At 64.2% G+C, this 23,894-nt stretch carries 20 protein-coding genes; 8 read left to right on the plus strand and 12 right to left on the minus strand.

The window, feature by feature from the left end:
• Window positions 1-26: 26 nt before the first annotated feature.
• From slmA to rfbB, 4 genes are read right to left on the minus strand one after another with little or no spacing between them, the layout of a single operon-like run.
• Entirely contained in the window at window positions 27-653 is a 627-nt protein-coding gene (slmA, locus tag IC609_RS03295; protein WP_191818014.1) for a nucleoid occlusion factor SlmA, read from the minus strand.
• A 30-nt stretch (window positions 654-683) separates the two neighbouring features.
• Complete coding sequence (argB, locus tag IC609_RS03300) at window positions 684-1,574, minus strand: acetylglutamate kinase (RefSeq protein ID WP_191818015.1); 891 nt, start codon at window positions 1,572-1,574, stop codon at window positions 684-686.
• Window positions 1,575-1,621: 47 nt separating this feature from the next.
• Complete coding sequence (gene rfbD / locus IC609_RS03305; protein WP_191818016.1) at window positions 1,622-2,512, minus strand: dTDP-4-dehydrorhamnose reductase; 891 nt, start codon at window positions 2,510-2,512, stop codon at window positions 1,622-1,624.
• Complete coding sequence (gene rfbB / locus IC609_RS03310) at window positions 2,509-3,579, minus strand: dTDP-glucose 4,6-dehydratase (RefSeq protein WP_191818017.1); 1,071 nt, start codon at window positions 3,577-3,579, stop codon at window positions 2,509-2,511. Before rfbB ends, rfbD begins: the two co-directional genes overlap by 4 nt.
• A gap of 111 nt (window positions 3,580-3,690) precedes the next feature.
• On the opposite strand from rfbB, the gene IC609_RS03315 reads away from it, so the two are divergent.
• Both IC609_RS03315 and IC609_RS03320 read left to right on the plus strand, forming a co-directional pair.
• The gene (locus tag IC609_RS03315) at window positions 3,691-4,194 is read left to right on the plus strand and encodes a phasin family protein (protein WP_191818018.1); all 504 of its coding nucleotides are present in this window, start codon (window positions 3,691-3,693) and stop codon (window positions 4,192-4,194) included.
• Between the two features lie 25 nt (window positions 4,195-4,219).
• Window positions 4,220-4,888, plus strand: coding sequence for a TetR/AcrR family transcriptional regulator (locus tag IC609_RS03320; RefSeq protein WP_191818019.1), 669 nt, complete (start codon window positions 4,220-4,222; stop codon window positions 4,886-4,888).
• A gap of 21 nt (window positions 4,889-4,909) precedes the next feature.
• On the opposite strand, the gene IC609_RS03325 is transcribed toward IC609_RS03320, so the two are convergent.
• Window positions 4,910-5,674, minus strand: a complete 765-nt coding sequence (locus tag IC609_RS03325; protein WP_191818020.1) for a type III pantothenate kinase — start codon at window positions 5,672-5,674, stop codon at window positions 4,910-4,912.
• A 21-nt stretch (window positions 5,675-5,695) separates the two neighbouring features.
• Here IC609_RS03325 and IC609_RS03330 point away from each other — a divergent pair, with 21 nt between their 5' ends.
• A complete protein-coding gene (locus tag IC609_RS03330) occupies window positions 5,696-6,871 on the plus strand; it encodes a C45 family autoproteolytic acyltransferase/hydolase (protein WP_191818021.1) in 1,176 nt (391 codons plus the stop codon).
• A gap of 18 nt (window positions 6,872-6,889) precedes the next feature.
• On the opposite strand, the gene IC609_RS03335 is transcribed toward IC609_RS03330, so the two are convergent.
• The 6 genes from IC609_RS03335 to IC609_RS03360 are packed head-to-tail and all read right to left on the minus strand — an operon-like array spanning window position 6,890 to window position 14,922.
• Entirely contained in the window at window positions 6,890-8,305 is a 1,416-nt protein-coding gene (locus IC609_RS03335; RefSeq protein WP_191818022.1) for an amidase, read from the minus strand.
• A gap of 44 nt (window positions 8,306-8,349) precedes the next feature.
• Window positions 8,350-9,849: a M81 family metallopeptidase gene (locus tag IC609_RS03340; RefSeq protein ID WP_191818023.1), complete on the minus strand. Its 1,500-nt coding sequence runs from the start codon at window positions 9,847-9,849 to the stop codon at window positions 8,350-8,352.
• Window positions 9,850-9,865: 16 nt separating this feature from the next.
• A complete protein-coding gene (locus IC609_RS03345; RefSeq protein ID WP_191818024.1) occupies window positions 9,866-11,485 on the minus strand; it encodes a dipeptide ABC transporter ATP-binding protein in 1,620 nt (539 codons plus the stop codon).
• On the minus strand, window positions 11,482-12,363 hold the full coding sequence (locus IC609_RS03350; RefSeq protein WP_191818025.1) for an ABC transporter permease: 882 nt from the start codon (window positions 12,361-12,363) through the stop codon (window positions 11,482-11,484). The genes IC609_RS03345 and IC609_RS03350 overlap by 4 nt, the downstream gene beginning before the upstream one ends.
• Window positions 12,363-13,316: an ABC transporter permease gene (locus tag IC609_RS03355; RefSeq protein WP_191818026.1), complete on the minus strand. Its 954-nt coding sequence runs from the start codon at window positions 13,314-13,316 to the stop codon at window positions 12,363-12,365. Before IC609_RS03355 ends, IC609_RS03350 begins: the two co-directional genes overlap by 1 nt.
• A 31-nt stretch (window positions 13,317-13,347) precedes the next feature.
• On the minus strand, window positions 13,348-14,922 hold the full coding sequence (locus IC609_RS03360; protein WP_191818027.1) for an ABC transporter substrate-binding protein: 1,575 nt from the start codon (window positions 14,920-14,922) through the stop codon (window positions 13,348-13,350).
• Window positions 14,923-14,982: 60 nt separating this feature from the next.
• Here IC609_RS03360 and IC609_RS03365 point away from each other — a divergent pair, with 60 nt between their 5' ends.
• Window positions 14,983-16,428: an amidase gene (locus IC609_RS03365; RefSeq protein WP_191818028.1), complete on the plus strand. Its 1,446-nt coding sequence runs from the start codon at window positions 14,983-14,985 to the stop codon at window positions 16,426-16,428.
• A 30-nt stretch (window positions 16,429-16,458) separates the two neighbouring features.
• Here IC609_RS03365 and IC609_RS03370 read toward each other — a convergent pair whose 3' ends face one another.
• Window positions 16,459-16,893 (minus strand): rhodanese-like domain-containing protein, encoded by a 435-nt coding sequence (locus IC609_RS03370; RefSeq protein WP_191818029.1) that lies wholly within the window; start codon window positions 16,891-16,893, stop codon window positions 16,459-16,461.
• Between the two features lie 151 nt (window positions 16,894-17,044).
• Between IC609_RS03370 and icmF the strand changes: the two genes are divergently transcribed.
• The 4 genes from icmF (at window position 17,045) to gshB (ending at window position 23,888) form a co-directional block, all read left to right on the plus strand.
• Window positions 17,045-20,335, plus strand: a complete 3,291-nt coding sequence (gene icmF / locus IC609_RS03375; protein ID WP_191818030.1) for a fused isobutyryl-CoA mutase/GTPase IcmF — start codon at window positions 17,045-17,047, stop codon at window positions 20,333-20,335.
• Between the two features lie 113 nt (window positions 20,336-20,448).
• Window positions 20,449-21,945, plus strand: a complete 1,497-nt coding sequence (locus IC609_RS03380; protein WP_191818031.1) for an AMP nucleosidase — start codon at window positions 20,449-20,451, stop codon at window positions 21,943-21,945.
• Window positions 21,946-21,947: 2 nt separating this feature from the next.
• Window positions 21,948-22,847, plus strand: a complete 900-nt coding sequence (locus IC609_RS03385) for a diacylglycerol/lipid kinase family protein (protein ID WP_191818032.1) — start codon at window positions 21,948-21,950, stop codon at window positions 22,845-22,847.
• An 84-nt stretch (window positions 22,848-22,931) separates the two neighbouring features.
• A complete protein-coding gene (gshB, locus tag IC609_RS03390) occupies window positions 22,932-23,888 on the plus strand; it encodes a glutathione synthase (RefSeq protein WP_191818033.1) in 957 nt (318 codons plus the stop codon).
• Window positions 23,889-23,894: the final 6 nt, after the last annotated feature.

Consider the following 23,894-nt stretch of genomic DNA (forward strand, 5'->3'; position numbering starts at 1 on the left):
GGTGCAGGGCCAAGCGCTCTGCCCGCTCAAAGCATTCGGGCCAAGGCCGCCTGCAAATGCTCGGAGGGCTCGCGCTTGAAGCCCGAACGCACAAAGCGCTGCAGACGCCCCTGCATGAAGGCCACCAGCACCGAGGCCTGCACCTGAGTGTCCACCGTGGGGGTGCTGGACGCGGCATTCGCTTCGCGCAGCGACTGGCGCAACTGCGCTTCGATCTTGTCGAACAACAGGTTGATGCGCTCTTGCAGGCGCTCGTGCTCCAGCACCAGCGCGTCACCGGTCATGACGCGGCACATGCCGGGGTTCTTTTCGGCAAACTGCAAGAGCAGGGCCACGATGCGTGCCGCCTGGTTGGGCCCCACGGGTTCGCGATCGGTGACCTGCCGGATCAGGCCAATGACCGACTGGTCCACGAAGTCGATCAGCCCCTCAAACATCTGTGCCTTGCTGGCGAAGTGCCGGTACAGCGCCGCTTCGCTCACGCCAATCTTGGCGGCCAGCGACGCCGTGGTCACACGCTCAGCACCAGGCTGCTCCAGCATCGACGCCAGGGTCTGCAAAATTTGCTGGCGGCGCTCGCCCGGGCGGGGGCGTTTGCGCACAGGGGCCGCATCTTCGGCTGCACTCAGGCTGGATTCATCCATCTCGGACATGTGGTTTCCCCTGTGGTCGGCTGTGGGCGTTCAGCGGCTCTTGATCATGGTGCCGAAGGCCTGCTCGGACAGGACTTCGAGCAGCATCGCGTGCGGCACGCGGCCATCGATGATGTGCACGGCATTGACGCCGCTCTTGGCCGCATCCAGCGCACCGGCTATTTTTGGGATCATGCCGCCGCTGATGGTGCCGTCAGCGCACAACTCGTCGATGCGGTTCGGGGTCAGCTCGGTGAGCAACTGGCCTTCTTTGTCGAGCACGCCACGGATGTTGGTCAACATCAAGAGCTTCTCGGCCTGCAGCACGGTGGCCAGTTTGGCAGCGACCACGTCGGCATTGATGTTGTAGCTCTCGTTGTTCTCGCCAAAGCCGATGGGACTGACCACCGGGATGAAGGCGTCGTCCTGCAAGGCTTTGAGGATGGACGGGTCGATGCTGACGATGTCGCCCACCTGGCCGACATCCAGCTCCTTGCTGGGGTCTTGTGCGTCGATCAGGCGCAGCTTCTGGGCGCGAATCATGGCGCCGTCACGGCCCGTCAGGCCCACGGCCTTGCCGCCAGCGCGGTTGATCATGCCCACGATGTCCTGCTGCACTTCGCCGCCCAGCACCCATTCGACCACTTCCATGGTCTCGGCGTCGGTCACGCGCATGCCCTGCACGAACTCGCCTTTTTTGCCCAGACGGCTCAAAGCGTTTTCAATTTGCGGGCCGCCGCCATGCACCACCACCGGGTTCATGCCCACCAGCTTGAGCAGTACGACGTCTTCGGCAAAGGCTTGCTGCAGCGCCGGGTCGGTCATGGCGTTGCCGCCGTATTTGATGACCAGCGTCTTGCCGTGGAACTTGCGGATGTAGGGCATGGCCTGCGCCAGGATCTGGGCCTGGTCGCGGGGGGAAACGGCAGCGGTCTCGGTCATGGTGGTGTGTGTGAAGAACAGGTTTCGGAGATTGTGCCGCAATCGGCTCAGAGGATTTCGCTCAGCAGTCGGTCCACGCCTTGCTGCCAGTGCGGCAGGGTCAGCGCGAACTGCGACTGCAGTTTGCGGGTGTTCAGGCGCGAGTTGGACGGGCGCTTGGCCGGCGTCGGAAAGGCGGTGGTGGGCACTGGCGCGATCTCTTTCACCGCCCAGTTCAGTTCGGGGCGCAGCTTCTGCGCCTGTGCGATCACATGGCTGGCGTAACCGTGCCAGCTGGTCTCGCCACCGGCGACCAAGTGGTACACACCGGACACAGAGGCGTCGCGCAGGGCCTGGCGCATCGCATGCGCAGTCACGTCGGCAATCAGGTCCGCCCCGGTGGGCGCGCCCCATTGGTCGTCGATCACGGTCAGGCGTTCGCGCTCCTGCGCAAGACGCAGCATGGTCTTGGCAAAGTTGCCACCGCGTGCGGCGTACACCCAACTCGTGCGAAAAATCAGGTGCTGGCATCCGCTGGCGGCAATGGCCTGCTCGCCTTCGAGCTTGGTCTGGCCATACACGCCCAGCGGGCCGGTGGCATCGCCCTCCAGCCAGGGCTCTTGACCGCTGCCGTCGAACACGTAGTCGGTCGAGTAATGCACCAGCCACGCCCCGGTGCGCGCTGCAGCCTGCGCCAACGCGGCCGGGGCCTCGGCGTTGATGCGGCGGGCCAGCTCGGGCTCGCTCTCGGCTTTGTCCACCGCCGTGTGGGCTGCGGCATTGACGATCACGTCGGGGCGGCAATCGGCCACGGTCTGGGCCAGGCGCTCGGGCTGGCCAAGGTCACCGCAGAAATCGCTGCTGTGGCGGTCCAGCGCGATCACTTCACCCAGCGGGGCCAGGCTGCGCTGCAGCTCCCAGCCGACCTGGCCGTTCTTGCCCAGCAACAGGATCTTCATGCTTGGCGGCCTGCGTAGTTCTTGCTGACCCAGTCGCGGTAGGCACCAGACTGCACGTGCTGCACCCACTCTGGGTTGTCGAGATACCACTGGACCGTCTTGCGGATGCCGGTCTCAAAGGTCTCGGCCGGTTTCCAGCCCAGTTCGGCTTCGAGCTTGCGCGCATCGATCGCGTAGCGCCTGTCGTGGCCCGGGCGGTCGGTGACGTAGGTGATCTGCGTGGCGTAGCTGGTGCCATCTGCCTTGGGGCGCAGCTCGTCGAGCAACTGGCACACGGTGTTCACGATCTCGATGTTGGGCTTTTCGTTCCAGCCGCCTACGTTGTAGGTCTCGCCCAGGCGTCCGACTTCGAGCACACGGCGAATCGCGCTGCAGTGGTCCTTGACGTAGAGCCAGTCACGGATCTGCATGCCGTCGCCGTACACGGGCAACGGCTTACCTGCCAGGGCGTTGACAATCATCAGCGGGATGAGCTTTTCCGGAAAGTGGTAGGGCCCGTAGTTGTTGGAGCAGTTGGTGGTGAGCACCGGCAGACCGTAGGTGTGGTGCCAGGCCCGCACCAGGTGGTCGCTGGCGGCCTTGCTCGCAGAGTAGGGGCTGTTGGGCTCGTAGCGGTTCGTCTCGGCAAAGGCCGGATCATCCTTGGCCAGCGAGCCATACACCTCGTCGGTGGACACATGCAGGAAGCGAAAGGCCGATTTGGCTTGCTCAGGCAGCGTCGACCAATAGCCGCGCACCGACTCCAGCAGCCGGAAGGTGCCCACGATGTTGGTCTCGATGAAGTCGCCCGGGCCATGGATGGAGCGGTCCACATGGCTCTCGGCCGCGAAGTTGATCACGGCTCGGGGCTGGTGCTCGGCCAGCAAGCGCGTGACCAGCGCGACGTCGCCAATGTCGCCCTGCACAAACACGTGGCGGGGGTTGCCTTGCAGGCTGGCCAGGGTTTCGGGGTTGCCCGCGTAGGTGAGCTTGTCGAGGTTGACAAGGGTCTCGTCATGGGCAGCGAGCCAGTCGAGGACGAAATTGGCGCCGATGAAGCCGGCGCCGCCTGTGACAAGAAGGGTCATGGATCAGGATCAGAATCAGAAAATGCGGATGAACCCATCCGTGCACAGATTTTAGGAGCAAAGGCCTGCCTTGCAGGTTACAGTGAAGGCTATCTAACAGGAGTTGCACCCATGGCCAAATCGCCCCACAAACCCTCTGAAACTGCAGACACGCCACAGACCCCGTCCAACGAAGTCTGGCTGGCGGGGCTGGGCGCACTGGCCCAGGTGCAGGCCCAAGGCAGCAAAGCCTTTGAAAAGCTGGTGGGCGAAGGGCTCGCGTTTCAACGCAAGAGCCAGGAGCAAGCCCAGCAGCGCCTGCAGGAAGCCACCGCCCGTCTGACCGATTTGGCGCAGGACTTTGGCCAGCAGGCCTCGGTGCGTGTGGACAAGCTGGAACACCTGTTTGAAGAACGCGTAGCCAAGGCCCTGCACCGCCTGGGCATGCCCACCCTGCAGGACCTGCAGGTGCTGCAGGCCCGCATCCATGCACTCGAAGAGCAACTGAGCCAAACACGTGCGGCCCAGCCTGCCGCCGCCAAAACAGCCCCAGCCAAAACTGCCGCCTCAAAAACCGCGCGCAAGGCTCCCGCCAAAAAGGCCGCCAGCCCGGTGCGCAAAAAGGCCCGCGGCTGAACCCGGGCACGCCCTGAACTGAGCCATGGCCAAAAAAGCGCCCCGCCGCACCGCCGAGCGCATTGCCGCTGTCACGCTGGAGCTGTTCAACCGCTTCGGCGAGCCCAACGTCTCGACGACCATGATTTCGTCGGAGCTGAGTATCAGCCCCGGCAACCTGTACTACCACTTCCCTTCCAAAGACGCCTTGGTCAACCACCTGTTCGACCAATACGAAGGTGCCATGCTGGGCCTGCTGGACGCTGCAGGTGATGTGCAGGACATCGAAGACGCCTGGTTCTTTTTGCACTCACTCTTTGAACAAGTCTGGAACCACCGTTTTCTGTACCGCGACCTGAACAACCTGCTCTCCGGCAACCGGCATCTGGAAAAGCATTTCCATGAAGTGCTCGAGCGCAAAACGCATGCGCTGCGCATGATGCTCGAATCGCTGGCCGCTGCAGGCTTGATGGCCATCGACCCAGACAGTGTGGAAACCCTGTCGGCCAGCATGGCGGTGATGGTCACGTATTGGCTCAGCTACGAATACGTGCGCGATCCACGCCGTGCCATGGAGCCCGAAAGCGCTGGCGTGGCCCTGAGCCGGGGTGCACGCCATGTGCTGGCCTTGTTGTCGCCGTATCTGAGCAGTGCCGAATTGCGCGCCCACCTGAACGCATTGAGCGCCGCTTACAGCGAAACAGCAGCGAGCTGACCGCTCACAGGCTTGAGGGCATCAGGCGAAACGCCCCTGCGCCATGCTGAGCAACCCGTCAAAAATCAGGTTGTCGACCAGCTCGAACTGGATCGACATGCTGGGCGCCATCTTCCAGCCCGCACCACCCGTCATGACGCACAGGGGCTCCATGCCGGTGTGCTCGCGCAGGTGCTGCACCATGCGCTCGCAAGCGCCAGCAATCGCATAAGTGCCACCGCTGGTCAGGGCGTCGCTGGTGTTGGTCGGGAAAGGCCGCACCTCGCCCGTGGGCACATGCAAACCCGCTGTACCCGACTCCAGGGCGCGCAGCATGATGCCGTGGCCAGGCAAAATCAAACCACCCAAAAAGCGGCCATTCTCGTCGATCGCTTCCACCGTCACGGCCGTACCCACCATGACCACGACCAAAGGGCGCTTTTGCCCCTGGGCCAACATCCGTTGGCGGGCGCCGACCATGGCCACCCAGCGGTCTGAGCCTAAGCGTGCCGGATGGTCATAACCGTTGACCATGCCCGCCTCTGCGGCGCTGGCCACCACCCACTGGGGGGTGAAGTCCCACAGCTCCATCTGCTCCTGCACGCGGCGCTTGACCGCGTCACCCGCCACGATGCAGCCCAGCATCTTCTCGGGCGCAGGCAGCTCGGCCCACGGCCCTTCAGAAAGGGTTTCGATGTTCTCCAGGAACTCCGCGCCATGCGCCAGCAAAGCCGCATCCGGATGAGGGCGGTCGTACAACGCCCATTTCAAACGGGTGTTGCCAACATCAATGGCCAAAAGGTTCATGCTCGCATCATAATGAAATCCATGTTCCCATCCATCCTGGTGCCCTCAAATCTGTCTGCCCACAACCGTGGCTTGTTTTATGGCCAAGCAGCCCGCGCACAGACCCTGCACAGCCGCAACACCTATGCCCGGCTGTTTGCCAGTTGCGGCATCTCCTGGGCACAGGCTTGCGACAAGGCCATGGCCTACCGCGAGGTGATCGAACAACTCGATCCCGCCTTGCTGCATGAAATGCAGGGCATCGCCCACGGCAGCGGTCTGACACTGGCGGACATCATGGCGCTGAACTGCCGCACCGAGATCCTGCCTGCCAACTTTTTGAGCGATGCCACCCACCAGGCCGACGCGGCATTGCAAGCCAACCGCGATGCAGGTTTGCCTGACTGGCTGGGCGACGCACCCATCGATCCGGCTGCGGCAGAAGGCGAATGCACCGCCATGGCCGTGGCCCCTGCGGCCAGCCGCGAAGGCAACACCTGGCTGGCGCAAAACTGGGACTGGCTGGGACGCCAGCGCGAGGCCCTGGTGTTGCTGCACAGCGGCAATGAAGCCGGTCAGCGCTTCACCACCCTGACCGAAGGCGGCATGCTGGCCAAGATCGGCATGAACACACAGGGTTTTGCCCTGGGCCTGAACATCCTGCGCTCGCTGGAGGATGGCGTACGCCCTGGTGTGCCCGTGCATGTGCTGCTGCGCCACCTGCTGGGCTGCGCATCGCTCGGTGCAGCCCGCGCTGCATTGGCGCGCATTGGCCAGAGCCTGGGTTTTGGCGCGGCGTCGAATGTGCCTTGTGCCGATGCGCAAGGCGAGGTGGCCTGCTTTGAAGTCGCCCCTGCAGGCTGGGGCGAGGTGCCGCCCGCGCAGGGCGTGGTGGTGCACACCAACCACTTTGTGTGTGCATCGCTCTTGAGCACACAAGCGCCCATGGGGGTCACGCTGTCAAGCCAGCCCCGCTTGGCCACCGCGCAGCAATACGCGGCGCAAAGCGACATCGATCAGGCCGCGCTTGAAAACTTCCTGCGCGACGAGACGGATGGCCATTTGTCCATTTGCCGTTCACCCGACATGGCACTGCCGCCCGAAGGCCGGGTCGAGAGCGTGGCCGGGGTGATCATGAACACCAGCACACGCCAGATGTGGATCGCACCCGACGTGCCCAGCCGCTGCGCTTTCGAGCCGGTCATCCTGCCCCACTGAAAGGGCTTGCGCCCGCTTTCAGCCGATGTTCGGGCGCGCCACCGGCTGCACCGATTCATACGCACGCGCCGCGCGCAAGACCAGCGCATCGCCAAACATCGGACCCACGATCTGCAGGCCCATGGGCAAACCCGCTTTCGTCAAACCGCAGGGCACGGTGATGGCCGGTTGCTGGGTCAGGTTGAAGGGGTAGCTGAAAGGCGTCCAGCCCAGCATGCTGACCGGGTCCATCGGCACCGCCCCGGCAGGGCGCGCTTCAAACGCAGGCACCGCCACCGAAGGCGTGACCAGCAGGTCGTAGCGCTGCATGAACTGGCGCATGTGCGAGCCCAGCGCCCCCCGGCGCAGGTTGAGCTGCTGCACCTGGTGTGCGGTGAGCTGCTCACCCAGCGCGGCTTCGGCACGGAAATCGGGATCGGCCAGGGCTTGCTGCTCGGCACTCAAACCCGACCAGACCGAATAAGCGCCCAGGAACCACAGCCCGGTGGTGATCTCAAGAGGGTCGTCGAAACCGGGATCGACCTGTTCCACATGCGCGCCCAGCGCCTGCAGTTGCTTGACAGCCTGATCGACCGCGGCCGCGATGTCGGGATGCACGTTCCTGGCGTAACCCAGCGTAGGCGAATAGGCGATGCGCAGGCCGCGGATGCCGTCTTCCAGGCCCACGGTGTAGTCGGTGGCGTCGGGCGGCAGCGAAGTCCAGTCGCGGGCATCGGGCTGCTTGAGCACATTCATCATCATCGCGGCGTCGCGCACGCTCAGGGTGTGCGGGCCCAGGTGCGCCACCGAGCCAAAAGGTGACAAGGGGTAAGCCGGCACGCGGCCAAAACTGGGCTTCAAGCCCACGTTGCCGCAAAACGCGGCCGGGATGCGCACACTGCCCGCACCGTCGGTGCCCACGGCCAGCGGGCCCAGGCCGGCGGCCACGGCCGCGGCAGCGCCGCCGGACGACCCGCCCGGTGTGCAATCCAGATTCCAGGGGTTGCGGGTGATGCCGGTGGCGGGCGAGTTGGTCTCGCCCTTGCAGCCGAACTCGGGTGTGGTGGTCTTGCCCAGCAACACCGCACCCGCTTCACGCAGGCGCGCTGTGGCGGGGGCGTCGACCTCCCAGGGCTGCTGGGGGTCAACGGTGCGGCTGCCACGCAAGGTGGGCCAGCCCTGGGTGAGGATCAGGTCCTTGATGCTGGTGGGCACGCCATCAAGCTCGCCCACCGGTGCGCCCGTGCTGCGATGGGCCTGCCAACGCGCTTCACTGGCGCGGGCGCTGGCCAGGGCGCGGTCGGCATCGACCAAGCAAAAGGCATTGATCTTCGGGTTGAGCCGTTCGATGCGCGCGAGCACCGCCTGCGTGGCCTCCACCGGGCTGGCCTGCCCGGTGCGGTACAGCTGCAGCAATTCGTGGGCCGTGCGCTGGGTCAGGTCGGTGGTGCTCATGTGTGTCTCCTGTCTGTTCGGTGATGAAGTCACGCACAAGTGCTTCAAGGTCTTGTACGGGTTTGGGGGCTGAGTTTTTTCCAGGGCAAATCACCCGGGTCGGCGGCCATGGGTCCGGCGGCTTTGGCCACCAACACCCGGCTGGCAATGGGCGTGAAGTCGGCGCGGAAATGGTTGGAGCTTTTGACCACCAGCAGCTTCATCTGCTCGGGGTGGATGCCCACGGCGCGGAACAGTTCACGATCCAGCATCTGCATCTTGCCGCTGGCCACCGCCACCAGCACACCGTCAATTTCAAGGCACGCACAGGGGCCGATGCGGACCTTCACGCCCGTCATCATCGGGCCCTTGAGTTCGCAGTCATCCATCCCCAGGGCACGCACCACAAAGCGACCCTGCACGGGTGGATCACTGTCCTGCCCGGTGAAAGTGAGCACGGCCTTGCCCAGCGCCAGATCAAGGCTGGCGCCCACACCCACCTCGTGGGCCTTGCGGGCCACCACCGGGTCGTAGAGCAGACCCAACGCCACCTGACCGGGCCAGCGCTTGCCCGCGCCTTGCTGCAAGAGGGCGTGCAGCATGCCGGTGGTGTTGCTGTCGCCGCCTGCACCGGGGTTGTCCTGCGTGTCGGCCAGCACCACCGGGGCCTTGGCCGACTCGGCCACCGACAGGGCTTGCGCCACGGCTTCGCGGGCGGGCAAGACATCGGGCCGCCATTGCCCCGGCTCACTCACCAGTTCGTAGAGGCGTTGCACGGCCGAGTCGACCGAGCCGCCGTGGCCCCAGACCACCGGACCACACTCGGCAAAGTCCGAGGCCGGAAAACCCATGCAAAAACTGAGCATGCAGCCCGTCTCGGCTTCGATGCGGGCCAGCGTGTCGTAAAGACCCTGGGCCGGTGGCATCCAGGTGCTTTGGGCGTTGAGTGGGATCAAAAACGGCAAGCGCTTGGCCTGCACCGGGCGCTTGGCCCCGGCGCGCAGGTGCTCGCGCATCAGCACGGCGGCACGCTCGCCGGTGTCGGCCATGTCGATGTGCGGGTAGGTGCGGTAGGCCACCAGGCCGTCGGCCAGGCGCAGCATGCGCTCGGTCACATTGGCATGCAAATCAAGGCTGGCCACGATGGGTACCTGCGGGCCGACCACGGCGCGGATGCGGGCGATCAGCTCGCCCTCGCTGTCATCGGCGTGTTCGGCCACGGCCGCGCCGTGCAGATCGAGGTACACGCCATCAAGGCCTTGTGCCATGGCAGCGCGAACGTCTTCAAGGATGGCCTCGCTGATGCGCTCAAAGGCGTCGCGCGTCACATACGACGAGGGCGTGGCCCCGGCCCAGGCCGAGGGCACGAGCTGCCAGCCTTCGCGCTTGGCCGCGTCGATGAAGCCGCCCACCGGGATGTTGATGCCTGTGAGCTGCGCCTGCATGGCCTGCCCGCGCACAAAGGCCGGAAAGTTTTCACCCGTGTTGAAGGCGGCCCAGTCGGCGAGGCTGGGCGCAAAGGTGTTGGTTTCGTGCTGGTAGCCAGCGATCAGGATGCGGGTCATGCAGCGTCCGTGGTATTCAGTCCAGAGGTGGCAAGGCCGCTGGCGCAGCGTCAAACAGGCGCCGCGTGTAGTCCTGCTGCGGGTTGGCGTAGAGGTCGCCGGTCGCGCCCTGCTCCACGATGCGGCCCTGGTGCATGACGATCACGCGGTCGCACAACTGGGCGGCCACGCGCAGGTCGTGCGTGATGAACAGCAGCCCCAGGCCCAGGCGTGACTGCACCTCGCGCAACAGATTCAGGATCTGGGCCTGCACACTCACATCGAGCGCGCTCACGGCCTCGTCGGCCACCAGCACCTGCGGGCGGCAGGCCAGTGCACGGGCAATCGCCAGGCGCTGGCGCTGACCACCGCTGAACTGGCTGGGGTAGCGCTTCAAGGCCTCCACTGGCAAACGCACCTGCGCCATCAACTCCACCGCCAGTGCTTCGGCTTGTTCACGCGACTGGCCAAAGTTCATCGCACCCTCGACCATGGACTGGCCCACGGTGCGGCGCGGATTCAACGAGCGGTTCGGGTCTTGGAACACCACCTGCACGCGGTGGCGCAGGGGCCGCAACTGGCCTTCGGGCATGCGGGCCACGTCGTCGGCGTCCCACCAAATCTGGCCCTCGGTCGGGTCGATCAGGCGGATCAGGCAACGTGCAAAGGTCGACTTGCCGGAACCCGACTCGCCCACAATGCCCACCGTCTCGCCAGCACGCACGGCCACGGCGGCATCCATGAGGGCGGCCGTGGGGCGGCTGCGGCCCAGCCAGTCGTGGCTGATGTAGGTCTTGCCCACGCCTTGGCCCGACAACAGCGTAGGGCCCTGGGGCTCGGGCTTGGCGGGCGGCGGCGTCATGCCGGGCACGGCGGCCAGCAGCTGGCGCGTGTAGTCGGCGCGGGGGCGGCGCAGCACCTGTTCGCAGTCGCCGCTCTCCACCGCCTGGCCCTGGTTCATGACCAGCACCTGGTCGGCGATTTCGGCCACCACGCCCATGTCGTGGGTGATGAAGAGCACCGCACTGCCCTGCTCGCGCTGCAGGTCGGCGATCAAACGCAGAATTTCTTTTTGCGTGGTCACGTCGAGCGCCGTGGTCGGCTCGTCGCAAATCAACAGCGCGGGCTTCAAGATCACGGCCATCGCGATCACGATGCGCTGACGCTGCCCACCACTGAGCTGGTGCGGATAACTGCGCAACATGCGCTGCGGGTCGGGCAGCTTGACACGCTCGAACACCCGCAAAATTTCGGAACGGCGCTGCTCGGCGGGCCAGTCGGTGTGGGTGGACAGCAACTCGTCCACCTGATCGCCGCAGCTCATGACCGGGTTCAAGGCCGTCATGGGCTCCTGGAACACCATGCCCATGGCTTTGCCACGCAACTGGCGCAGCCGCAACTTGGACGCCTGCAGCAAGGACTCGCCTTGCAGGACGATGTCACCCGCCACGGGCTGCAGATCTTTGGGCAGCAAGCCCATCACGGTGGTGGCCATGACGGACTTGCCCGAGCCCGACTCGCCCACCACACACAAGGTCTGGCCGGGCAGAATGTCCAGCGACACCCCGGTGATGGCGTTCGCCCGGTCGCCACCGGCAGGCAAAGCGACCGAGAGGCCACGAATCGACAGGACAGCTTCAGAAGCGGTGTGCGTCATGCGCCGCTCCGTTTCGCGAATTTGGGGTCCAGCACATCGCGCAGGCCATCGCCCAGCAAATTGATGGCCAGCACCGTGGGCACCAGAAACAACGCAGGAAACAGCACATTGCCCGGGTACTGGGTGAACTGCACCCGGCCCTCGGCCATGATGTTGCCCCAAGTCGGGATGTCGGCGGGCAAGCCCAGCCCCAGAAAGCTGAGGATCGCTTCGGTCAGCACGGCACTCGCCGCAATGAAGGTGCCCTGCACGATCAGCGGAGCCATCGCGTTGGGCAGGATGTGGCGCACCAGAATGACCGGCGTGGGCGTGGCCAGGGCCTTGGCGGCCTCCACAAAAGGCTCCTCGCGCAAGGTCAGCACGAGTGAACGCACCAGGCGGGTGACGCGGGGGATCTCGGGGATGGCGATGGCCACCACCACGGTCCAGAGCTGCGCGCCCAGCGCCGCCACCAGGGCGATGGCCAGCAGGATGGCGGGGATGGCCATCAAACCGTCCATGAAGCGCATGAGCACCATATCGAGTGCACGGAAGTACCCTGCCAGCATGCCCAAAGCGCCGCCCACCAACAGCGCCACCAGCGCGGTGAACAGGCCCACCAGCAAGGACACGCGGGTGCCGAACAGCACACGGCTGTAGATGTCGCGGCCAAAGTTGTCTGAACCCATCCAGAAGGTGTGGGCCACGCTGGTGCCGTCCAACAAGCCGAACTGCCCCACCACGCCAGCCTGGGTGTTGATGTTGCCCGAGTCCATGGCGGCCGGGTCCACCGTGCCCAGCCAGGGCGCGGTCAAGGCGATCAGGATCAAGAGGCCCAGCACCCCCAATCCCAAACGGACCGTGGTGTGCGCGAGAAGTTTTCGGAAGATGGCGTTCATCAGTAACGGATCCGGGGGTCCAGCCAGAGGTAACTCAAGTCCACCAGCAGGTTGATCAACACGTACAACACGCTGAAGAACAGCACCACGCCCTGGATGACCGGGAAGTCGCGGTTGAGCACCGCGTCCACCGTGAGCGAACCCAGGCCGGGGATGGCATACACCGTTTCGGTCACCACCACGCCACCAATCAGCAAAGCGATGCCGATGCCGATCACCGTGACGATGGGCACCGCCGCGTTGGCCAGCGCGTGGCGCAGCAGCACCACCTGCTCGCTCACGCCCTTGGCGCGTGCCGTGCGGATGTAGTCTTCGGTCAGTGCCTCGGACACACTGGCGCGGGTCACGCGGGCGATCAGCGCCACATAGATGGTGGCAAGAGACAGCCAGGGCAGCACCAGCTGGTAAGCCCAGGCCCCGATGCCTTGCGAGAATTCGCCAAACAGGCGGCGGTAGCCTTGCACCGGCAACCACTGCAGCTGGATGGCAAAGAGGTAGATCAGCACGTAACCGATCACAAACACCGGCACCGAGAACCCGGCCACCGCAAAGCCTGACAACAAACGGTCCAGCCACCCGCCCATGCGCCAGGCAGCCAGCGTGCCCAGAGGCACCGCCACCAGCACGGCCAGCACCATGGTGCCTGCCGCCAGCGACAAGGTGGGCTCGATGCGCTGGGCAATCAGCTCGGTCACCGGCTTGCCCAGGTAAAAGGAGTAGCCCAGATCACCCTGCAACACCCCACCCAGCCAGATCATGAACTGCGTGAACAAGGGCTTGGTCAGCCCCAGCTGCTCGCGGATGCGGTCGATGTCTTCGTTGGTGGCGTTGTTGCCCGCGATCACCGCGGCCGGATCCCCCGGCGTGAGCCGCAGGATCAGGAACACGATCACCGCCACCGTGAACAGCACAGGGACCAGCGCCAACAGGCGCTGCAGCAGGAATCTCAGCATGGAACTTCAGCCGATCAAGGGTTCTGAACCATCAGTTTTTCTGGATGTTCCAGTACACCTGCGCGCCCCCGGGCACCAAGCCTGAAATGTTCTTGCGCAGGGCAGCGGGGTTGAAGTACTGGCCCAGCGGCACATGCGAAGCGGTTTCCATGGCGCGCAACTGGATCTGCTCGGCGATCTGTTTCTTCTGAGCGTCGGTGCTGGCCTGGGCGAACTTGACCTTCAGGTCTTCGATCTGCTTGTCGTCCTGCCAGCCGAACCAGCCTTTGTCGCCAGCGGCATTCATCATGGCCATGGTCAGCGGGTTGAGGATGTCGCCCGCCGTCCAGGCGGTCATGAAAGCATTCCAGCCCCCTTGTGCCGGGGCGTCCTTCTTGGCACGGCGTGCGACCAGCGTGGCCCAGTCCATTTGCTGCATGTCGACTTTGAAGCCCGCGGCTTCAAGCTGCTGCTTGGCCACCAGGGGCAGTTTGGCAATCGCGGCCAGGTCGGTCGGGCGCATCAGCACCACGGGCGTGCCGTCGTAGCCCGCATCTTTGAGCATTTGGGCGGCTTTCTTGGGGTCGGCCATGCCGGTGTAGATGCCGGTCTTGTCACTGGCCAAGGGGGTGCCGCAGGGGTACATGCTCTTGCAGAAGGTGTACATGCCGGGCGCGCCCACCTGGGTTTTGAGGTGCGCTTCCTGCCCCAGCGCCACCATGGCCGCCTGGCGGATCTTCACGTTGTTGAACGGGGCATGCAGGTGGTTGAAGCGCAGAATGAACTGCAGGCCCGCAGGCTGGGCATCCACCAGCTGGATGTCTTTTTGCGCCTTGAGCGAAGCGTACTGCTCGAAGGTAGGCTGTTCGACGATGTCGACTTCACCAGCCACCAGCGCATTGAACTGGGTCTGCGGGTCACGGATGATGACCCACTCCACGCGGTCCACATTCACCTGCTTGCCACCGGTGGTGCCATCAGGCGCTTCATTGCGGGCCTTGTATTTGTCGTTCTTCACATAGACCAGGCGCTCGCCGGGTTTGTATTCGCCTGGCACGAACTTGTAGGGACCGGAGCCAATGTGTTCCTTGATCTGCTCGCTGCCCGGTGTGGCTGCGATGCGTGCGGGCATGATGAACAGCACGTTGGACGAGGGCTTACCCAAGGCTTCAAGCATCACGCCAAAGGGTTTGTTGAGCTTGATGACAAAGGTCTTGGCGTCGGGCGTGGCATAGCTGTCCACGCTCTTGGCCAACACACCACCAAAACTGTCACGGCTGGTCCAGCGCTTGATGGAAGCGACCACGTCTTCGCTGGTCACGGCCTTGCCGTCGTGGAACTCCAGGCCATCACGCAGTGTGAAAGTCCAGGTCAGGTTGTCCTTGCTGACGTTCCACTTGTCTACCATCTGGGGCTTGACCTTGCCGGCCAGATCGGTGCCGAACAGGGTGTCGTAAATCATGTAGCCGTGGTTGCGCGTCACAAAGGCCGTGGTCCAGACAGGGTCCAGGATCGTGATGTTGGAGTGCGGCACCACGCGCAGGGTCTTGCCCTGGGCTTGCGCAACAAAGGGGGTCAGCAAGGCGGCCGCCAATGTGGCCACAGCAAAAAGTGAACGACGTTTCATCAGATACTCCAGTCAAGACGGGGACATTGAACAAGGGTCCAGAACACTATAAAGCGAAACATGACGACCGCTCATCAGGACATTACCCAACTCGGCGCGCTGGACTTGTCCCGTGCGATACACAGCAAGCAAGTGTCATGTCGCGAGGTCATGCAGGCCACGCTGGCCCAGGTGGACCGCCTGAACCCACAGAGCAATGCCATCGTCAGCCGCGTGGACAGCGCTTCGTTGCTCACTCAGGCCGATGAACGCGACGCCCAACTGGCCCGTGGCGAATCGATGGGCTGGCTGCACGGCATTCCCCAAGCCATCAAGGACCTGGCCAATGTGCAAGGTTTGCGCACCAGTTTGGGCAGCCCCTTGATGAAAGACTTTGTGGCCACCGAAGACGGCCTGCTGGCGCAGCGCATGAAAGGCGCAGGCGCCATCGTCATCGGCAAAACCAACACCCCCGAATTTGGCTTGGGATCGCACACCTTCAACGAGGTGTTTGGCCCCACACGCAATGCCTGGGACCCGGGCAAATCAGCAGGCGGCAGCAGTGGCGGCGCGGGCGTGGCGCTGGCCCAGCGCATGCTGAGTGTGGCCGATGGTTCGGACTTCATGGGCAGTTTGCGCAACCCCGCCGGCTGGAACCATGTGTTTGGTCTGCGCCCCTCGCAAGGCCGTGTACCCATGCAACCGGCCACCGACGTCTTCATTGCCCAGATGGGCACCGAAGGCCCGATGGGTCGCCATGTGCGCGACCTGGCCATGCTGCTGTCCACCCAGGCTGGTGCGCACCCCCTGTGCCCACTCAGCCTCACGGGTGATCCGCAAGCCTTTGCAGCCCCACTCGATGCCGACATGCGTGGCCAGCGCGTGGGCTGGCTCGGCGATCTGCAAGGCTACCTGCCCATGGAAGATGGCATCCTCGACATCTGCCAATCGGCCCTGGGCTCCTTCGCCGACATGGGTTGCCGCGTGGACGAAGCCCGGCTGGGCATGCCGCCCGAGCAGATCTGGCAAACCTGGCTGGTCTGGCGTCAGGCTCTGGTGGGGCCACGCGTGGCCCCCTTCCTGATCAAGCCGGCCAACCGCGAACACATCAAACCCGAAGCACTTTGGGAGCACGACCAATCGCTGCAGCTCACCGGCGCGCAGCTGATGGCGGCCAGTGCAGCGCGCACGCGCTTTCTGGCGACCATGGTCGAGTTGTTCAAATCTTTTGATGTGTTGGCCATCCCGGTGTCACAGGTCTGGCCTTTCGATGTGGACATGCGTTGGCCACAAACCGTGGCCGGGCGTCCCATGGACACCTACCACCGCTGGATGGAAGTCGTGATTTACGCCACACTGGCTGGCCTGCCTGCCATCAGTGTGCCTGCGGGCTGGGGCGCCAATGGCCTGCCCATGGGCCTGCAACTCATCGGTAAACCGCAGGGCGAACTGGCTTTGCTGCAACTGGCGCACGCCTACGAAATGGCCAACCGCGTCATGCTGGCCCAAACGCCACCAGGGGTGTAACGAAGGCGCCGCCAGGCGCAAGGACGCTGCTCAGCTTTGCTGCCAAGGCAAGCCGCGCAAGCGCCAGCCGCCCTTGTGCCCACGATGCGCGTTGGCATCGAGGTCGCCCTCAAAACCTTCAAGGATGTTGTAAGCCTCCACACCCAGCTCTGTGGCGCGCTGCGCGGCAGCGATCGAGCGCACACCACTGCGGCACAGCAACACCAGCTTTCGCCCGCCCGCACCCAGCGCCTGAATGCCTGCGTCGAATTCGGGGTTCATGGCCATGCCGGGCCACTGCTTCCAGGCCAGCGCCTGTGCGCCTGGCACAAAGCCCACCCAGGTGCGCTCGGCGTCGGTGCGCACATCCACCAGCACGGCCTCGCCCGACTGAACCCAGGACCAGGCCAGTTCGGGGCTGATGTCACCGGCATAACCTGTCGCCGCTTGCACGCCAGGCACGGCAGAGTCTGATTTGGGATGCATGGGATGCTTCAAGACAGCTAAAACGGAATCAGATCATAGCCGTTCAAGGCAGTCCCGCCTCGTCAGTGACAGGAAAGCCTGCAGCGGATAAGATGTGGGTTTTAATTGACGTTAACGTAAACGTCAACTTGCCCGCCCACGGAGACACCGAATGACCGACCTTTCAGCCGAATTCAAAGCGCTGGCGGAATACCGCCCCACGAACAAGGTGCGTTTTGTCACCGCCGCTTCTCTGTTTGACGGTCACGACGCCGCCATCAACATCATGCGACGCATCCTGCAAAGCATGGGTGCCGAAGTCATCCACCTGGGCCACAACCGCTCGGTGGACGAAGTGGTGACTGCGGCCTTGCAAGAAGACGCCCAGGGCATCGCCATCAGCTCTTACCAGGGTGGGCACAACGAGTACTTCAGCTACATGGTCGACCTGCTCAAAGCACGGGGGGGCGAGCACATCAAGGTCTTTGGCGGCGGCGGTGGCGTGATCGTGCCAGCCGAAATCCGCGCCCTGGCCGACAAAGGCGTGCGCATTTTCAGCCCCGAAGATGGTCAGAAGATGGGCCTGGCCGGGATGATCGGCGAGATGGTCATGCGCTGCGACCAGGACGTGAGCCCACTGGCGCCCAAAGACGTGGCAGCCATACAAGGCCACGGCGAGATGAACTGGCGTGCCCTGGCACAGCTGATCACCGCGCTGGAAAACGACAAAGCCGATGCGGGCGTGGTCAAGGCCGTGCGCGAACAAGCTGCGCAAAAGAAAGTGCCCGTTTTGGGCATCACCGGTACGGGCGGTGCGGGCAAGTCGTCACTCACTGACGAGCTGATCCGCCGCCTGCGTCTAGACCAGGACGACAGCCTGCGTGTGGCGGTGATTTCCATCGACCCCTCGCGCCGCAAGAGCGGTGGTGCCCTGCTGGGCGACCGCATCCGCATGAACGCCATTGCGCCATGGTCCAATGGTTCGCGCGTCTTCATGCGCTCGCTGGCCACGCGTGACTTCGGCTCTGAAATCTCGGCCGCCCTGCCCGATGTGGTGGCGGCCTGTAAGGTGGCGGGTTTTGACTTGATCGTGGTCGAAACCTCGGGCATTGGCCAGGGCGATGCGGCCATCGTGCCGCATGTGGATGTGCCGATGTATGTGATGACCCCCGAGTTTGGTGCTGCCAGCCAGCTTGAAAAAATTGACATGCTGGACTTTGCCGAGTTCGTGGCCATCAATAAGTTTGACCGCAAGGGCGCGTCTGACGCCTTGCGCGACGTGGCCAAGCAGGTGCAGCGCAACAAGGAAGCCTGGAGCGCACCCACAGAGGAGATGCCGGTGTTTGGCACCATGGCCGCCCGCTTCAACGACGACGGCGTGACCGCGCTGTATCAAGCGCTCAAAACCCGCTTGGCCGAGCTGGGCATGAAGGCCGCCGAAGGCCGCCTGCCTGTGGTCAACGTGCGCCACAGCACCCACCAGAACCCGGTGGTACCGTCCTCGCGCACCCGCTATTTGGCAGAAATCAGCGACACGGTGCGTGGCTACAAAAAACGCGCCGTGGCCCAGGCCCGTCTGGCCCGCGAAATCCAGCAACTGCGCGCAGCCGCCCGCATGCTCGAAGAAGGCAAGCCCGGTCGTGCCAAGGCCGCCGAAGCGGCCATCGACCTGGCTGTTGCCCGTGAGGAGACACAGGACCCCACCGCCAAAAAGCTGCTGGCCCAGTGGCCTGACATGCAAAAAGCCTACGCCGGTGACGAGTACGTGGTGAAGATCCGCGACAAGGAAATCCGCACCGCGCTCACCACCAAGAGCCTGTCGGGCACCACCATCCGCAAGGTCGCCTTGCCCCAGTACGAAGATCACGGCGAAATCCTCAAGTGGCTGATGCTCGACAACGTGCCCGGCAGCTACCCCTACACCGCCGGCACCTTCGCCTTCAAGCGCGAGGGCGAAGACCCGACCCGCATGTTCGCCGGTGAAGGCGACCCCTTCCGCACCAACCGCCGCTTCAAGCTGGTGAGCGAGGGCATGCCCGCCAAGCGCCTGTCCACCGCATTCGACTCGGTCACGCTGTATGGCAACGACCCTGACCTGCGCCCGGACATCTACGGCAAGATCGGCAACTCGGGTGTGAACGTGGCCACGCTCGACGACATGAAGGTGCTGTACTCGGGCTTTGACCTGTGCAACCCCACCACCTCAGTGTCGATGACGATCAACGGCCCCGCGCCAAGCATCCTGGCCATGTTCATGAACACGGCCATCGACCAGAACATCGACAAGTTCAAGGCCGAGAACGGCCGCGAGCCCACCGAGACCGAGACCGCCAAGATCAAGGAATGGGTACTGGCCAATGTGCGCGGCACCGTGCAGGCGGATATTTTGAAAGAAGACCAGGGTCAGAACACCTGCATCTTCTCGACCGAGTTTTCGCTCAAAGTGATGGGCGACATCGCGCAGTACTTTGTGCACCACGACGTGCGCAACTTCTACTCGGTGTCCATTTCGGGTTACCACATCGCCGAAGCCGGGGCCAACCCGATCAGCCAGCTGGCCTTCACGCTGTCCAACGGCTTCACGTTCGTGGAAGCGTACCTGGCGCGCGGCATGCACATCGACGACTTCGCGCCCAACCTGTCCTTCTTCTTCAGCAACGGCATGGACCCGGAATACACGGTGCTCGGCCGCGTGGCGCGCCGCATCTGGGCCGTGGCCATGAAAGAGAAGTACGGCGCGAACGAACGCAGCCAGAAGCTCAAGTACCACATCCAGACCAGTGGCCGCAGCCTGCACGCGCAAGAGATCCAGTTCAACGACATCCGCACCACGCTACAAGCGCTGATCGCGATCTACGACAACTGCAACAGCCTGCACACCAATGCGTTCGATGAAGCCATCACCACGCCCACCGAAGACTCGGTACGCCGCGCCATGGCGATCCAGCTCATCATCAACCGCGAATGGGGCCTGGCCAAAAACGAGAACCCCAACCAGGGGGCCTTCATCATCGACGAGCTCACCGAGCTGGTCGAAGAAGCGGTGCTGGCCGAGTTTGAAAAAATCGCCGAGCGTGGCGGCGTGCTGGGCGCGATGGAAACCGGCTACCAGCGCGGCAAGATTCAAGACGAGTCCATGCACTACGAGATGCTCAAGCACACCGGCGAGCTGCCCATCATCGGCGTCAACACCTTCCGCAACCCCAAGGGCGACGAAGTGCTCGAAAGCCTGGAGCTGGCACGCTCGACCGAGGAAGAAAAGCAGTCACAACTGAAGCGCCTGCAAGACTTCCACACCCGCCACGCCGCACAGGCCCCGGCCATGCTCAAACGCCTGCAACAAGCCGTGATCGACAACGGCAACGTGTTCGAGGTGCTGATGGACGCGGTGCGTGTTTGCTCACTGGGCCAGATCACCAATGCCCTGTTTGAGGTGGGCGGACAGTACCGTCGGAACATGTAAGCCTCCAGGCTTCACGCCCCTGACCCGCCCCTGAGCGCACCGCAAGGTGCCCCAGGGTTTTTTTCATGCCTGCATGCCTGAAAAATGTCATGCCAGGTGTGCACAATGGGGCCATGCAAAGACCGATCCCCTTCATCGCCCCCGAGGTGTTCGACAGCGCCGATGCCGCCCTGGCACGGGTGCAAGCCATCTACGAGCAAAGCCTGAACCACCTGCGCGAAGCCATGCGCCGCTATGTCGCTGGCGAGCCCATGGTCGACAAAGTACGCGCCTGCTACCCCTTTGTGCGGCTGCAGACCACCACCGGCTGGGTGCCGCCCAAGAGCCTGGAGTCCGAGTGGCTGAGCTATGGCTTTGTGGCCACTGCCGGGCGCTACGAAACCACCTTGACGCGCCCTGACCTGTTTGCCGTCTACCTGCGCCAGCAGTTTGCATTGCTGCTGGCCAACCACGGGGTGGCGCTCGAGGTGGGCACCAGCCAGTTGCCGATCCCGGTGCATTTTTCATTTGCGGAAAACGACCACATCGAAGGCGAGATGAGCGCCGAGCGCCGCGCCCAGATGCGCGAGGTGTTTGACCTGCCCGATCTGAACGCCATGGACGACGGGATTGCCAACGGCACCTACGAGCCTGCCGCTGGCCAGCCCGCGCCCCTGTCACTGTTCACCGCGCCGCGCATCGACTACTCGCTGCACCGCTTGCGCCACTACTGCGGCACCAACCCCGTGCACTTCCAGAACTTTGTGCTGTTCACCAACTACCAGTTCTACATCGACGAATTCATCGCGCTGGGCCATGCCGAGATGGCCAAACCCGACAGCCCTTATGTGGCCTTTGTGGAGCCGGGGAATGTGGTCACACGCCGCGTGGGGCTGAGCGCCCAGCCTGAAGACGCTTTAGGCGCGGCTCCGCCACGCCTGCCGCAAATGCCGGGCTACCACCTGGTGCGCGAAGACCACAGCGGCATCACCATGGTCAACATCGGCGTCGGTCCGGCCAATGCCAAGACCATCACCGACCACATTGCGGTGCTGCGCCCGCACAGCTGGCTGATGCTGGGCCACTGCGCAGGTCTGCGGACCACGCAGCAGCTGGGCGACTATGTGCTGGCCCACGCCTATGTGCGCGAGGACCATGTGCTGGACGAAGAGCTGCCGCTGTGGGTGCCGATTCCTGCGCTGGCCGAGGTACAGGTGGCGCTGGAACGGGCGGTGTCCGAGGTCACGGGCTGCCATGGGGCAGAACTCAAACGCCTCATGCGCACCGGCACCGTGGCCAGCACCGACAACCGCAACTGGGAACTGCTGCCCGACAACACACCGCAGCGCCGCTTCAGCCAAAGCCGCGCCGTGGCGCTGGACATGGAAAGTGCCACCATTGCCGCCAACGGCTTTCGCTTTCGGGTGCCCTACGGCACCTTGCTGTGCGTGAGCGACAAGCCGCTGCACGGCGAAATCAAGCTGCCGGGCATGGCCAACCACTTCTATCGTGAGCGGGTGAACCAGCACCTGCAGATCGGCATCCGCGCACTCGAGTTGCTGCGCGCCGCAGGCCCCGCCCAGTTGCACAGCCGCAAGCTGCGCAGCTTTGCCGAAGTCGCTTTTCAGTAAACATGACACTGGTCTTGCTCAACCCCCACGCCCAAGGCGGCCGCGCTGCGCGCCGCGTCCCGGCCTTGCGCGCCTGGCTGGCTGCGCATGCGCCGGATGCACAACTGGCTGCACCTGAAGCCCTTTCGGACAGCGTGGCCCTGCTGCAGTCGCTGCCCGAAGGCAGCCGTGTGGTGGTGGTGGGCGGCGACGGCACGCTGAACTGTTGGCTGCCCACGCTGCTGGCACGTCGGCTCACCGTGGGTCTGGTGCCCATGGGCAGCGGCAACGACAGTGCCCGCGCCTGGGGCGTCCATGGCCTGCCCTGGGCGCAAGCCCTGGCGCTGGCACTGCAAGGCCCCGCGCAAGCCATCGACACCGGGCTGGCCCGCTGGTGCGACCTGCAAGGCCAGACGCACGAGACCCCTTTTCTGTCGAGCCTGACCGCAGGCTTTGACTCGGCCGTCGGGCTTCGCGCCCTGAATGGCCCGCGCTGGCTGCGCGGTTTGCCGCGTTACCTGTGGGCCACGCTGCACGAGTTGATCCACCTGCGCCACTGGACCCTGACGCTGCACAGCGATGGGCACTTGAAACACCAAGGCATCAGCCTCTTTGCCTCCAGCCTGAACACACCGACCTTCGGCTCGGGCATGCCGGCCGTGCCGCACGCGCAATTGACCGATGGCCAGCTCGATGCCCTGCTGGCGGGATCGTTTGGCCGGCTCGGAGCCTTGCTCATGCTGCCCCGGCTGCTGGTCGGTCGACACCTGGGTCATCCGCGCATCGCCAGTTGGCCCTACCGACAGCTGGACATCGCTTGCGTGCAAGGCGTGCCCCTGGCCGCTGATGGAGAATACCTGGGTGAAGCCCAACAGGTGAGCATCCACTGCCAGGCCGCCAGCTTGCAAGTGGTGCGCCGGTGATGGCTAGCCCCTTGCAATCCGCTTCGCACCCGTTTTGGCGTTCTGTGTCACAGTGCGCCCATTGACTTTGGACCCTGCCCGTTTATGAAACTGCTGTTTGTTGCCGACCCGCTGGAATCGTTCAAGATTTACAAGGACACGACCTTTGCCATGATGCGCGAGGCCCACAAGCGCGGCCACCAGGTCTCGGCCTGCGAGATGACCGGTGTGCGCTGGCAACGCGGAGAAGCCGTCTCGGCCCAGGTGCGCGATATCACGCTCACCGGTCTGTCCGATGCCTGGTTCACCGAGACCGGCACGCGACGCGTCGCCCTCAAAGACTTCGACGCCGTGGTCATGCGCAAGGACCCGCCCTTTGACAGCGAATACTTCTACGCCACGCACTTGTTGGGTCAGGCCGAGCGCGAAGGCGCCAAAGTGTTCAACAGCCCGGCTGCCTTGCGCGACCACCCCGAAAAACTGGCGATCATGGAGTTCCCGCAATTCATCGCGCCCACCCTGGTCACCAAGAACGAGGCCGACATCCGCGAGTTCCACGCCACGCACGGCGACATCATCTTGAAGCCCCTGGACGGCATGGGCGGCACCGGCATCTTCAAGGTCGGCGCCGACGGCCTGAACCTGGGTGCGATCATCGAAACCCTCAACCAGGGTGGCAAGCAAACCGTGATGGTGCAAAAGTACTTGCCCGGCATCGCCCAGGGTGACAAGCGCGTGCTGCTGATCGGTGGCCAACCTGTCCCTTTTTGCCTGGCTCGCATCCCGCAGGGTGGCGAGGTGCGTGGCAACCTGGCCGCGGGTGGCAAAGGCGTGGCCCAGCCCATTTCAGCGCGGGACCGCGAGATCGCAGAGGCCCTCGGCCCCATTTTGTTTGCACGCGGCCTGATGCTGGTGGGCCTGGACATCATTGGCGACAGCCTGACCGAGATCAATGTGACCAGCCCCACCTGCTTTCAGGAAATCACCGACCAGATGGGCTGCGATGTAGCGGCGCTGTTCATCGACGCGCTGCAAGCGGCTTGCGCAGTCCCTAAGCTGTGAGCAAGA

This window comes from Limnohabitans radicicola (assembly GCF_014837235.1).
Classification (GTDB): Bacteria; Pseudomonadota; Gammaproteobacteria; order Burkholderiales; family Burkholderiaceae_C; genus Limnohabitans_A; species Limnohabitans_A radicicola.